Raw genomic sequence first — 12,641 nt, forward strand, 5'->3', positions numbered from 1 at the left:
CCGCGCGTTTGACGGACGGATACGCTCGCTTCCTGGAAGCGGCATGCGCCACGTGCAAAGGCAGAGTTGTCGGCGACCGCTTCGCGAGGAGCTGCACCTCGCACGTTGCGCGTTAGCGCGGCGAGCACGACGTCGCGCGCAATCGTCATCCTGCCGCCTATCAGCGACAGAGCCGAACATGCACTGCGTGCATGCACCGACTGCACGCAACTGGCAGTGCGCGCAGACGACACCGCGGCAGCGCTTATTCCACCGTCACCGACTTGGCCAGATTGCGCGGCTTGTCCACATCGGTGCCGCGTGCCAGGGCGGTGTGGTAAGCCAGCAGCTGCACCGGGATGGTGTGGATCACCGGCGACAGCGCGCCGGCATGGCGTGGGGTGCGGATGACATGCACACCTTCGGAGTCGCTGAAGTGGCTGTCCTGGTCGGCAAACACGAACAGCTCGCCGCCGCGTGCGCGCACTTCCTGCATGTTGGACTTGACCTTCTCCAGCAGGCGGTCGTTCGGTGCGATCACCACCACCGGCATCGCCGCATCCACCAGCGCCAGCGGGCCGTGCTTCAACTCGCCGGCCGGGTACGCTTCGGCGTGGACATAGGAGATTTCCTTGAGCTTGAGCGCGCCCTCCAATGCAATCGGGTAATGCAGGCCGCGACCGAGGAACAGCGCATTCTCCTTCGACGAGAATCGTTCGGCCCAGGCCATGATCTGCGGTTCCAGATTCAATGCATGCTGCACGCTGCCGGGCAAAAAGCGCAGCTGCTCCAGATACTCGGCTTCTTCGGCGTCACTGACGCGGCACTGCAACTTTCCCAGCACCATGGTGAGCTGGAACAACACCGCCAGCTGGGTGGTAAAGGCCTTGGTCGAGGCCACGCCGATCTCGGCGCCGGCACGTGTATAACAGACCAATTCGCTGGCGCGCGGGATCGCACTTTCCGGCACGTTGCAGATCGACAGCGTGTGCAAATGCCCGAGCGATTTGGCGTATTTCAGCGCTTCCATCGTGTCCAGCGTTTCGCCGGACTGGGAGATGGTCACGATCAGATGCTTCGGGTTGGCATAGGCGGCGCGGTAGCGATATTCGCTGGCGATCTCCACGCTGCATGGCAGCCCGGCAATGGCTTCGATCCAGTAACGGGCGGTCATGCCGGCGTAGTAGCTGGTGCCGCAGGCCAGGATCTGCACGCCTTCGATGTCGCGCAGCACCGCTTCTGCGTTGGCGCCGAACAGCGATGCCGGGAAACCCTTGGCATCGATCGCCGCCTCGATGGTGTCGGCCAAGGCGCGCGGCTGCTCGTGGATTTCCTTCTGCATGAAATGGCGGAACGGGCCCAGTTCCAGCGAGGCCAGCGATACGTCCGACAGGTGCAGCGGGCGCTCCACCGGCGCATCGTTGCCGTCGAAGATGCGCACGCCATCGCGGCGCAGTTCGGCGGTATCGCCTTCTTCGAGAAAGATCACCTGGCGTGTGGCCTGCACGATGGCCGAGACATCGGAGGCGACGAAGTTCTCGCCCTCGCCTACCCCGATCAGCAACGGGCAGCCCATGCGCGCGCAGACGAAGCGTTCCGGTTCGGCCTGGCTCATCACCGCCAGCGCATAGGCACCGGTCAGTTCCTTGACGGTGCGCTGCAGCGCGGTGAGCAGGTCGCCGGCGCTGCCCAGATGGTGATGGATCAGATGCGCGATGACCTCGGTGTCGGTCTGCGACTCGAAGGTGTAGCCGAGCGCGCGCAGTTTTTCGCGCTGCGCTTCGTGGTTTTCGATGATGCCGTTATGCACCAGCGCCACGCCGGCGCTGATGTGCGGGTGCGCGTTGGCCTCGGTCACCCCGCCATGGGTGGCCCAGCGCGTATGGCCGATGCCCAGGGTGGCGCCGAGCTGTTCGGCCTGCGCGGCCTGCGCCATCTCGGCCACCCGCCCGGTGCGACGCACCCGGCGCACCTGCGCGCCGTCGAGCACTGCAATGCCGGAGGAATCGTAGCCGCGGTATTCCAGGCGCTTGAGTCCCTCGATCAGGACCGGGACCACATCGCGCCCGGCGATCGCTCCGACAATGCCGCACATAGGACAGCTCTCGCAAAAGAAGTCGGACATTTTAGCGTGTCCGCTCTTGTCCGCTGCATGACCGTGCCCGGACCGCGTGTCCGCCACCAGTGTCCGCGGACACTGCGGACACTGGCCATCACGCCATAAAACCCATCTCTTTCAACGACTTGAACGTTGGCACAGGTCCTGCTTTATCGCAGTGACGCCACCGAGCCAGCCGATCATGATTCGCGACACTTCTGCCCAGGACCAGGTTCTCCGTACACCCGCCCAGCGCGCGCCGTGGCGCCGTTGGCTGTGGCCCGGCCTCGCCGCGGTGGCAGTGCTGGCCGGCATCGGCTGGGCCGTGACTGCGTGGAGCGCCGGCAGCCGCTCGTTCGACGCCAGCCGGGTGCGCATCGCCACCGTCACCCAGGGCGACCTGGTGCGCGACATCGCCGCCGACGGCCGCGTGATCGCTGCCAACAGCCCGGTGCTGTACGCCATCTCGGCCGGCACGGTGACGCTGAGCGTGGTGGCCGGCGACGTGGTCAAGCAGGGCCAGGAACTGGCGCGCATCGACAGCCCCGAGTTGCGCAGCAAGCTGGCGCAGGAACAGGCCACCCTGGCCGGGCTGGAAGCCGAGTCCAGCCGCGCGGCCCTGGATGCCACCCTGGCGCGTGCCAACGCCAGCAAGCTCACCGACCAGGCCCGGATCGACAAGCAGGCCGCCGCGCGCGACCTGGAGCGCTACCAGCGCGGCTACGACGGAGGCGCCGTGCCGCAGGTGGAACTGGCCAAGGCGCAGGACACCTTGAAGAAGACCGATATCGACCTGCAGCATGCCCAGCGCGATGCCGCGTTGAAGAGTCAGGGCGCGGACCTGGATTCGCGCAACAAGCGCCTGCTGGCGGACCGCCAACGCGCAGTGGTGGCCGAAGTGCAGCGCCAGGTGGACGCGCTCACGCTGCGTTCGCCCTTCGATGGCCAGGTCGGCCAGGTGCAGGCCGTGCAGCACACCCAGGTCGCTGCGAACGCGCCGATTCTGGGCGTGGTGGATCTGTCCAAGTTCGAAGTGGAGATCAAGGTGCCGGAGAGTTTCGCGCGCGATCTGGCGATCGGCATGCCGGCCCAGCTCACCAGCGGCAGCGGCGAACCGTTCGCGGGCGCCGTCTCGGCGGTGTCGCCGGAAGTGGTCAACGGCGAAGTCACCGCGCGCATCCGCTTCACCGACAAGCAGCCGCCGGGCCTGCGCCAGAGCCAGCGCATGAGCGCACGCGTGCTGATGGACACGCGCCGCAACGTGCTCAAGGTCGAACGCGGCCCGTTCGTCGAACAATCCGGCGGCAGCTATGCCTATGTGATGGATGGCACCACGGCGGTGCGCCGCCCCGTGCACATGGGCGTCAGCAGCCTGGGCGAAGTGCAGGTGCTCTCCGGGCTACAGGTCGGCGACCGCGTGGTGGTCTCCGGCGCAGACAACTTCGGCGACGCGCCCCGCGTCACCGTCCACTGATTCGATCGTTCCCACTTCTCGCACACTCTCTTCGCAAAGGAATCGGCAATGCTCAAGATGCAAGCGGTCTCCAAGGTCTTCCGCACCGAACAGGTGGAAACGCATGCGCTGCGGTCGCTGGACCTGCATGTGCGCGAAGGCGAGTTCGTCGCGGTCACCGGCCCCTCCGGCTCGGGCAAGACCACCTTCCTCAACCTGGCCGGGCTGCTGGAAACCTTCACCAGCGGGCAGTATTTGCTCGACGGCGAAGACGTCAGCCATCTGTCCGACGATGCGCGTTCGCGCCTGCGCAACCGGAAGATCGGTTTCATCTTCCAGGGCTTCAACCTGATTCCCGACCTCAACCTGTTCGACAACGTCGATGTGCCGCTGCGCTATCGCGGCATGGCGGCAGCCGATCGCAAGCAGCGCATCGAAGAGGCACTGACCAAGGTCGGCCTGGGCTCGCGCCTGAAGCATTACCCCACCGAACTGTCTGGTGGCCAGCAGCAGCGTGCTGCGATTGCGCGCGCGCTGGCCGGTAGTCCACGTCTGCTGCTGGCCGACGAACCCACCGGCAACCTCGACTCGCAAATGGCGCGCGGGGTGATGGAACTGCTGGAAGAGATCAACAGCCAGGGCACCACCATCGTCATGGTCACCCACGACCCGGAACTGGCCGCACGCGCGCAGCGCAACGTGCATATCGTCGACGGCCAAGCCACCGACCTGGAACGCAATCCCAGCCTGATGCGCACGCCTGCGGCCGTTGCAACCCTGGCCGACTAAGGAGCCCACCCATGTTCGGCTATTACTTCACTCTGGCGGTGCGCAGCTTCCGCCGCAACAAGGTGCTTACCGCACTGATGGTGCTGGCCATCGCGCTTGGCATTGGCGCCAGCATGACCACGCTGACGGTGTTCTATGTGTTGTCGGGCGACCCGATTCCGCAGAAGAGCGATCGGTTGTTCAATGTATTGGTCGACCCGCAGCCGAAGGCCGGTTTTCAGCCAGGCGAAGAACCGGACGATCAAGTGACCCGCTTCGATGCCGAGGCATTGCTGCGTGAGAAACGCGGCAAGCGGCAGGCCATGATGACCGGCGGCAACCTGGCGATCGAACCGGAAAAGAGCGGGCTGAGCGCCTTCAAGTCGGAAGCGCGCTACACCTCGGCCGATTTCTTTCCGATGTTCGAGCCGCCCTTCCTGTATGGACAGGCTTGGTCGCACAACAGCGACGACCGCCACGAACGTGTCGTGGTCATTACCAGGACGCTCAACGACAAACTGTTCGACGGCGGCAACAGCGTGGGCCGCGAACTACGCTTGAACAAGAACACCTTCCGCATCGTCGGCGTGCTCGACACCTGGCAGGTCAATCCGCGCTTCTACGACCTCACCGACAGCTACGGCTCCGACGAACAGCTCTATCTGCCTTTCTCGGCGGCGATGGATCTGAAGATGGATCACTACGGCAGCACCAACTGCTTCGGCGAAGTCGAAACCGGCGATACCACCGCGCTCAACGCGCCCTGCACCTGGGTGCAGTACTGGGTGGAGCTGGACAGTGCCTCGCAGGTCGGCGACTACAAGGCCTATCTGGATAACTACTCCAACCAGCAACGCGCCGCCGGACGCTTCGAACGCCCCAACAACGTCCGCATGCGCAACGTGATGGAATGGCTGGACCACAACAAGGTGGTGCCGAGCGACGTGCGCCTGCAGCTCTGGCTGGCGATGGGCTTCCTGCTGGTCTGCCTGCTCAATACCGTGGGCCTGTTGCTGGCAAAGTTCCTGCGCCGCAGCGGCGAGATTGGCGTACGCCGCGCCCTGGGCGCATCGCGCGGTGCCATCTTCGCGCAATGCCTGGTGGAAGCCGGGACGGTGGGGTTGGCCGGCGGCATCGCCGGACTGGGACTGGCGTGGCTGGGACTGTGGGCGGTCCGCCAGCAGCCGGTGCCCTACGCCAAGCTCGCTCACCTGGATCCGAAGATGCTGCTGCTGACATTCGTGCTGGCGCTGGTCGCCAGCGTCATGGCCGGCCTGCTGCCATCGTGGCGCGCCATCCAGGTCGCACCGGCGCTGCAGCTCAAATCGTCCTGACCCTCACGCCCGCCGCGGCGCGGCGGGCACGGTCCCTCATCGAAGGTTATTGCCCATGGACATCCGTCCTATCGTTTCCACGCTGCGCCGCCACAAGACGGCATCGGCACTGATCGTGCTCGAGATCGCCCTGGCCTGCGCGATCGTTTGCAACGCGCTGTTTCTGATCGGCAACCGCATCGAGACCTTGCAGCGCATCAGCGGCCTCGCCGAATCGGAACTGGTCAGCATCCGCCTGGGCGGCATCGGCACCCAGGTCAACGCCGATGCGCGCACCCGCGAGGATCTGGCGGCACTGCGCGGCATTCCCGGCGTGCGCGGCGCGATCATCACCAACCAGGTTCCTTTCGTGAACTCCTCCTCTAACACCGGCCTGACGTTGACCCCGGATCAGGAGCGCTCCACCCTCAATGCCGCGCAATATCTGGTCAGCGAAGGCGCCGTGGGCATCATGGGGTTGCAGCTGGTGGCCGGGCGCGATTTCAACAAGGACGAATACATCAGCCTGGAAACGGCGGACAACGACAAGAGCGTGCGCGCGAAGGGATCGTCGCTCATCGTCACCCAGGCGACGGCCGACAAACTGTTTCCCGATCACAGCGCGCTGGGCAAGACCGTGTATTCGGGCGATATCCCGCTGCGCATTGTCGGCATCGTGCAGACCCTGGTGCGCCCCAACAACGTCAACGGCATCGACAAGATCAATTATTCGATGCTGCTGCCGATCCGCGCTCCCTACACCGATGGCCAGTACCTGCTACGCGTCGGCGACCCGGCGCAGCGGCAGGAAGTCCTGCAAGCGGCGGTGAGCGCGCTGATGAAGCTGGACAGCAGCCGACTGGTGCTGAAACAGGAAACCTATTCCGAGATCCGCGACAAGTACTTCCGCAACGACCGCGCGATGATCTGGTTGCTGGGCGCGGTCTGTGTCGCGCTGCTGGTGGTCACCGCGCTGGGCATCGTGGGCCTGGCCAGCTTCTGGGTGCAGCAGCGCACCAAGCAGATCGGTATCCGCCGCGCGCTGGGCGCCACCCGCGTGCAGATCCTGCGCTACTTCCAGATCGAGAATTTCCTGCTCGCCTCGCTCGGCATCGTGCTCGGCATGCTGATGGCGTACTCGATCAACGTGTGGTTGATGGCGCGCTACGAACTGCCGCGCCTGCCGGCGGTCTACCTGCCGATCGGTGCAGTGCTGCTGTGGGTGCTAGGCCAGCTGGCGGTGTTCTGGCCGGCACGCCGCGCCGCCGCCGTGCCGCCGGCGGTCGCCACCCGCAGCGCATAGGCAGGCAAACGCATTATCGCCATCGACAAACTTCCTGGACTACCATCGATGAAGAACAACCGAGCCCTTCTGTTCGCCGCCCTGTCCCTGCTCTCCCTGCCGGCCCTGGCCGAGACACCGGTCACCGCTGCCGATCTCCAAGCCACCATCGCCACCCTGGACCAGGAGGTCTTCGACAGCTTCAACCGCTGCGCCGACCCGGCGCAGCTGGAAAAGCATGCCAGCTATTTCGATCCGCACGTCGAGTTCTATCACGACACCGGCGGGGTCACATGGAACCGCGAGGACATGCTGGCGAACACCCGCAAGTACGCGTGCGGGCACTACACCCGAGAATTGATCCCCGGCAGCCTGAAGGTCTACCCGGTTCGGGATTTCGGCGCGATCGCGCAAGGCCAGCACCGCTTCTGCGATCGGGCGACCGGCAAGTGCGAAGGCGCGGCCGACTTCCTGATGATCTGGCACCTGCATTCGGGGCAGTGGATCATCACCCGCGTACTGAGCTACGCCCACCGCGCCGTAGCGGGCAGCTAGCCGCTACGATGGCATCCCATCCAACCTGATCCGCCATGTCCCAGATCCTGATCATCGACGACAACACGGCCGTGGCCACTGCGCTGGAGGTGCTGTTTTCGTTGCACGACATCGAGGCGCGGCATGCGCATTCGCCGCAGGCCGGGCTGGCGCTGCTGGACGAGCAGGCGTTCGATCTGGTGATCCAGGACATGAACTTCACCGCCGATACCACTTCCGGCGAAGAAGGCGAGGCGCTGTTTGCCCAACTGCGTCAGCGTCATCCGGACCTGCCCGTGATCCTGCTCACCGCCTGGACGCATCTGGGCAGCGCGGTGGGCCTGGTCAAGGCCGGCGCGGCCGACTACATCGCCAAACCCTGGGACGACACCAAGCTGCTGACCACGGTCAACAACCTGCTGGAACTGTCCGAAGCACGCCGCGAGCTGGAACGTCGGCGCGAACGCGAACGGCGCGGCCGCGAGCAGCTGACCCAGCGCTACGACCTGCGCGGCGCGGTGTTCGCCGACCCTGCCAGCGAGCGCGCGATCGCGCTGGCCTGTCAGGTCGCACGCTCGGACTTGCCGGTGCTGATCACCGGCCCCAACGGCAGCGGCAAGGAAAAGATTGCCGAGATCATCCAGGCCAATTCGGCCACCAAACACGGCCCGTTCATTGCACTCAACTGCGGCGCCTTGCCAGGCGAATTGATCGAAGCCGAATTATTCGGTGCCGAAGCCGGCGCCTACACCGGCGCCAACAAGGCGCGCGAAGGCAAGTTCGAAGCGGCCGACGGCGGCACGCTGTTTCTCGACGAGATCGGCAACCTGCCGTTGGCGGGGCAGATGAAGTTGCTGCGCGTGCTGGAAACCGGCCGTTACGAGCGGCTGGGGTCCAACCGCGAACGCCACGCCAAGGTGCGCGTGATCAGCGCCACCAATGCCGATCTTCCGGCGATGATCCGCGACGGCAGTTTTCGCGAGGATCTGTATTACCGGCTCAACACGGTGGAAATCGCACTGCCTGCACTGGCCGAACGCCCCGGCGATATCGGCCCGCTGGCCGAGCACTTCCTTGCCGGCGAAAGGCCGCTGTCCGCGCAGGCGCGCGATGCATTGCAACGGCATGCCTGGCCCGGCAACGTACGCGAGCTGCGCAATGTGCTGCAACGCGCCGCCTTGCTCGCGCAGGGTGCACGCATCGAAGCGGGCGATCTGAATCTGCCACGTGCACCCGCCCCACGGCCGGTGGCGCCGGCTGCAGGCGAGCCGGATCGCGCGCGTATCGAACAGGCGCTGGCACGCGCGCAAGGTGTGATCGCACAAGCCGCCGCCGAGCTGGGGTTGAGCCGCCAGGCGCTGTATCGGCGCATGGACCGCTACGGCATCACCTCGGAATGAACTTTCGTATGCGGAACCGTTCTTTCACGTTCTCGCTGTTTTTACGCTTGCTGCCGGTGCTCGCGCTGGCAGCTGCATTGCCGTGGTTCATGGCGTACTGGCTGGACCGCGGCTGGCAGGTGGCGGCGATTTCGGTCGTCGTGCTGCTGGCGGCGATGTGGTTCAGCCTCACCCGCGCCACCGCGCCGATGCGCTCGCTATTTCGTGCGCTGGCGGGCACCACCAGCAGCTACCGCGATGGCGAATACAACTTCGGCGTGTATTGGCGCGGCAACGACGAACTGGCGCAACTGGTGCAGGCGCATGCCGAGCTTGGCGATGTGCTGCGTGCGCAGCGTAGCCATCTGGTACAGCGCGAGCTGATGCTCGACACCATGCTGCAGAACACGCCGGTGGCCATGCTGCTGGTGGTCGCCGGCGGCGATGGCCTGCGGCGGATCGGGTTTTCCAACAACGCCGCACGCAAACTGCTGTATGACGGGCGCAAGCTGGAAGGCCAGCATCTGGACGATGTGCTCGGCCGCATGCCGGCCGAATTGCGCGAGGCATTGGCACGCGGCGGAGACTGCCTGTTCGCGGTGCGCGAAGATGGCGACGACGAAGAAGACGAGCAGATCTATCACCTGTCGCGGCGTAGCTTTCATATCAACGTGCGCGGACACGAGCTGCTATTGATCCGCACCTTGACCACCGAGTTACGCCGCCAGGAAGTGCAGACCTGGAAGAAAGTCATCCGCGTGATCAGCCACGAATTGAACAATTCGCTGGCACCGATCGCCTCGCTGGCGCATTCGGGTGCCGAACTGCTGCGCCGCGAACGCACCGATCGCCTGGGGACGGTGTTCGAGACCATCGAAGAGCGCGCGCGTCACCTGGAAGGCTTTATCTGCGGCTATGCGCGCTTTGCCAAATTGCCGCAACCGCAGCTGCAGACCATCGAATGGGCGCCGTTTCTGCAGCGCTTGCAGCAACAGATTCCGTTCCAGGTGCAGGGCACGCTCACCGATGTCTCCAGCCGGATCGATGCAGCGCAGATCGAGCAGGCGCTGCTCAATCTGCTGAAAAATGCCCACGAGGCCTGCAGCGAAGCGCAACCACCCAACAGCGACGTGGCGCTGCGGGTCACGCGCGTTCCCCAATGGCTACGCATCGAGGTGCTCGACCGCGGCAACGGCATGAACGAAGCGGTACTGCACAACGCACTGATGCCGTTCTATTCGACCAAGCGCAATGGCACAGGTCTTGGCCTTGCCCTCACCCGCGAGATCGCCGAAGCGCACGGCGGCCGCATCTCGCTGCATAACCGCGAACACGGCGGACTGTGCGTGACCTTGCTGTTGCCATTGGCGGCTTGAACACACCGCATTACTCAGGCAACACGCTCTGCGTATTCCTGCCGCTGGCTGCGATGCGCACGCACGGCGCGGACGGCCACCGCGCAGAGAACAGTCGCAGCGCTACGGCGATTTCTTGGTCGGCCGCTTCCAGCCTTCGACCACGGTCTGCCGCGCACGCGTCACACTGAGCTGACCCGCAGGCGCATCGCTCGTGATCACCGAGCCGGCACCGATGGTGGAATTGGCGCCAATCTCGATCGGTGCCACCAATGCGCTATTGGAGCCGACAAAGGCGCCATCGCCGATGGTGGTCTGCGACTTGTTCACCCCGTCATAGTTGCAGGTGATGGTGCCGGCACCGATGTTGACCTTGCTGCCGATCACCGCATCGCCCAGATAGGTCAGATGGTTGGCCTTGCTGCCGACGCCCATGGTGACCTTTTTGGTCTCCACGAAATTGCCGATATGCACGCCATCGGCCAACACGGTGCCGGGGCGCAGGCGCGCGAACGGGCCGATCTGTACCGCGCCTTCGGTGATCACGCCTTCCAGATCGCTGTGCGCACTCACCTGGGTGCCGGCACCGAGCGTGACGTCGCGCAAGCGCACGAACGGGCCGATCACCACATCATCGCCCAGGGTCACATTGCCTTCCAGGACCACATCGATATCCAGCTGCACATCGCGGCCCACCTGCACGCTGCCACGCTGCTCCACACGCGCCGGGTCGGCCATACGCACGCCCTGCAGGCAAAGCGTGCGCGCGGCGCGCAGCTGCCAGGCACGCTCAAGCTGGGCGAGTTGCCACGGGTCGTTGGCACCCTCCACGTCCTGCGGGTCGGCCACGTGCACCATGTCGGCCGGCGTGAAATCGGCGGCGGCGCTGGCGAACACGTCGGTGAGATAGAACTCGCCTTGCGCATTGTCGTTGGACAAGCCAGCCAGCCAACGGCGCAGTGCGGTGGATTCAGCGGTGAGGATGCCGGTATTGATGGTGCGAATGCGGCGCTGCTCGTCATTGGCATCCTTCTGCTCGACGATGGCGGCCACCTTGCCCTCCGCATCGCGCAGGATGCGTCCATAGCCGGTGGGATTGGCCAGTTCGGCGACCAGCACCGCCATGCGGCCCGGCGCATGCAGCAGCTGCAGCAGGCTCTCGCTGCGGATCAACGGCACATCGCCATACAACACCAGCACGGTTGCCGCATCGGGAATCGCAGGCATTGCCTGCTGCACGGCATGTCCGGTGCCCAACTGCTCGCGCTGCTGTGCCCACTGCAGATCGCCTTGATCGGCGAAGGCGGCCTGCACCTGATCGCCGCCATGCCCGTACACGATATGGATCGCCGCCGGCTGCAGCTGCCGCGCTGTGGCGATCACGTGCGCCAGCATCGGCTGGCCCGCCAGCGGCTGCAGCACCTTGGGCAGTGAGGAGCGCATGCGCTTGCCTTCGCCCGCGGCCAGGATCACAACGTGCAGGGGCAGGGTCATCAAGACATTCCAGGCATGGAGATGTCCAAATTCTAGTCGCTGCGCCCCGTCGCGTCGTTGCCCGAATGCAGCGTTCGCCCGCGCTAACAACGTTTGCGTCGCGCTGCCGCTAGGATGGGCGCCCCTTTCCTTTGCCCCGCACGCATGAGTCTGTTCCGCCAAGGCAGCCAGTTCATGATCATTGGCGCCCTGCAGCTGGCCGTCGATTGCGGCATCTTCATCGCCGCCACCGCCGCGGGCATGCCTGCGGTGCCCGCCAACCTGCTTGGACGCATCGGCGGCGCCATGCTCGGCTTCTGGCTCAACGGCCGCTACACCTTCGCCCAGCAAGGCGACGCGCGGCTGGGTTGGCGACGCTTCCGCCGCTTCGCGGTGATGTGGCTGACGCTCACGCTGATCAGCACCTGGCTGCTCTCGACCACGGTGGACCTACTCGGGCTGCGTCAGGCATGGCTGGCGAAACCGCTGGTCGAAGGCGGCCTGGCGATCGTGTCGTTCTTCCTGGGCCGGCATGTGGTGTATCGCTGATCGATGCATGCGCAGGCGGTGAGCGATTGCTCGGCCGTGTGGCGATATGGCGCTGCTTGCGCGCAGGCGTAGCGCAGCCGAGCAACTGCATCTTCTTGAGCTGATCGATCGCACGTACGTACGTCTCTTCCGCGGCATCCATGCCGCGACGGTGAGCGAGCATGGACCAGTCGCGTTGGCCGGTGTGCCTGGCGTTCGACCAGGCTGCCAGCAACCTCTCTAGTGCAGCGTCCTCGCCGATTGCGTGACAGTTGACGGCAGGGACGCCGCCAGCGCTCCCCTCAGGACGGGTTAGGCCGCGTCCCGCGAGCGACTAGGGCACTCCACCCTGGACACGCTCAGCGTTCGATCTGGACCGCTGACCGCATCCACCGAGGTGCGGCCGACAAAACCGCTGCACCCACCGCCAGGCGAACGCGCGCAGGGTTCGTCGGCCGCTCTAAAGCGCATGACGGCGA

At 65.3% G+C, this 12,641-nt stretch carries 10 protein-coding genes; 8 read left to right on the plus strand and 2 right to left on the minus strand.

What is annotated here, in order from left to right; translation table 11 throughout:
- Positions 1–244: 244 nt before the first annotated feature.
- Positions 245–2,074, minus strand: coding sequence for a glutamine--fructose-6-phosphate transaminase (isomerizing) (gene glmS / locus J7360_RS16830; RefSeq protein WP_057658936.1), 1,830 nt, complete (start codon positions 2,072–2,074; stop codon positions 245–247).
- 205 nt (positions 2,075–2,279) lie between these two features.
- Here glmS and J7360_RS16835 point away from each other — a divergent pair, with 205 nt between their 5' ends.
- From J7360_RS16835 to J7360_RS16865, 7 genes are read left to right on the plus strand one after another with little or no spacing between them, the layout of a single operon-like run.
- Positions 2,280–3,551, plus strand: a complete 1,272-nt coding sequence (locus tag J7360_RS16835; protein WP_057658938.1) for an efflux RND transporter periplasmic adaptor subunit — start codon at positions 2,280–2,282, stop codon at positions 3,549–3,551.
- 48 nt (positions 3,552–3,599) lie between these two features.
- The gene (locus tag J7360_RS16840) at positions 3,600–4,319 is read left to right on the plus strand and encodes an ABC transporter ATP-binding protein (RefSeq protein WP_057658941.1); all 720 of its coding nucleotides are present in this window, start codon (positions 3,600–3,602) and stop codon (positions 4,317–4,319) included.
- 11 nt (positions 4,320–4,330) lie between these two features.
- Positions 4,331–5,632, plus strand: a complete 1,302-nt coding sequence (locus J7360_RS16845) for an ABC transporter permease (RefSeq protein ID WP_194271858.1) — start codon at positions 4,331–4,333, stop codon at positions 5,630–5,632.
- 55 nt (positions 5,633–5,687) lie between these two features.
- Positions 5,688–6,914, plus strand: a complete 1,227-nt coding sequence (locus tag J7360_RS16850) for an FtsX-like permease family protein (protein WP_007963069.1) — start codon at positions 5,688–5,690, stop codon at positions 6,912–6,914.
- A gap of 48 nt (positions 6,915–6,962) precedes the next feature.
- On the plus strand, positions 6,963–7,448 hold the full coding sequence (locus J7360_RS16855; RefSeq protein ID WP_003484023.1) for a nuclear transport factor 2 family protein: 486 nt from the start codon (positions 6,963–6,965) through the stop codon (positions 7,446–7,448).
- Positions 7,449–7,483: 35 nt separating this feature from the next.
- Positions 7,484–8,827 (plus strand): sigma-54 dependent transcriptional regulator, encoded by a 1,344-nt coding sequence (locus J7360_RS16860; protein WP_057658942.1) that lies wholly within the window; start codon positions 7,484–7,486, stop codon positions 8,825–8,827.
- A gap of 8 nt (positions 8,828–8,835) precedes the next feature.
- Positions 8,836–10,182: a HAMP domain-containing sensor histidine kinase gene (locus J7360_RS16865; protein WP_209034307.1), complete on the plus strand. Its 1,347-nt coding sequence runs from the start codon at positions 8,836–8,838 to the stop codon at positions 10,180–10,182.
- A gap of 102 nt (positions 10,183–10,284) precedes the next feature.
- Here J7360_RS16865 and glmU read toward each other — a convergent pair whose 3' ends face one another.
- Positions 10,285–11,655, minus strand: coding sequence for a bifunctional UDP-N-acetylglucosamine diphosphorylase/glucosamine-1-phosphate N-acetyltransferase GlmU (glmU, locus tag J7360_RS16870; protein ID WP_209034309.1), 1,371 nt, complete (start codon positions 11,653–11,655; stop codon positions 10,285–10,287).
- A gap of 144 nt (positions 11,656–11,799) precedes the next feature.
- Here glmU and J7360_RS16875 point away from each other — a divergent pair, with 144 nt between their 5' ends.
- Entirely contained in the window at positions 11,800–12,183 is a 384-nt protein-coding gene (locus tag J7360_RS16875; protein WP_033480990.1) for a GtrA family protein, read from the plus strand.
- The last annotated feature ends 458 nt before the right edge of the window (positions 12,184–12,641 follow it).

Origin of the sequence: Xanthomonas sp. D-99 (genome assembly GCF_017746145.1) — a bacterium.
GTDB classification, from domain to species: domain Bacteria; phylum Pseudomonadota; class Gammaproteobacteria; order Xanthomonadales; family Xanthomonadaceae; genus Xanthomonas; species Xanthomonas cissicola.

What these genes read in the sequence shown, in the direction of transcription:
- glmS (WP_057658936.1), bottom strand. Translation starts at nt 2,074, where the DNA reads ATGTGCGGCATTGTCGGAGCGATCGCCGGGCGCGATGTGGTCCCGGTC.
- J7360_RS16860 (WP_057658942.1), top strand. Translation starts at nt 7,484, where the DNA reads ATGTCCCAGATCCTGATCATCGACGACAACACGGCCGTGGCCACTGCG.
- glmU (WP_209034309.1), bottom strand. Translation starts at nt 11,655, where the DNA reads ATGACCCTGCCCCTGCACGTTGTGATCCTGGCCGCGGGCGAAGGCAAG.
- J7360_RS16875 (WP_033480990.1), top strand. Translation starts at nt 11,800, where the DNA reads ATGAGTCTGTTCCGCCAAGGCAGCCAGTTCATGATCATTGGCGCCCTG.
- J7360_RS16835 (WP_057658938.1), top strand. Translation starts at nt 2,280, where the DNA reads ATGATTCGCGACACTTCTGCCCAGGACCAGGTTCTCCGTACACCCGCC.
- J7360_RS16865 (WP_209034307.1), top strand. Translation starts at nt 8,836, where the DNA reads ATGCGGAACCGTTCTTTCACGTTCTCGCTGTTTTTACGCTTGCTGCCG.
- J7360_RS16840 (WP_057658941.1), top strand. Translation starts at nt 3,600, where the DNA reads ATGCTCAAGATGCAAGCGGTCTCCAAGGTCTTCCGCACCGAACAGGTG.
- J7360_RS16855 (WP_003484023.1), top strand. Translation starts at nt 6,963, where the DNA reads ATGAAGAACAACCGAGCCCTTCTGTTCGCCGCCCTGTCCCTGCTCTCC.
- J7360_RS16845 (WP_194271858.1), top strand. Translation starts at nt 4,331, where the DNA reads ATGTTCGGCTATTACTTCACTCTGGCGGTGCGCAGCTTCCGCCGCAAC.
- J7360_RS16850 (WP_007963069.1), top strand. Translation starts at nt 5,688, where the DNA reads ATGGACATCCGTCCTATCGTTTCCACGCTGCGCCGCCACAAGACGGCA.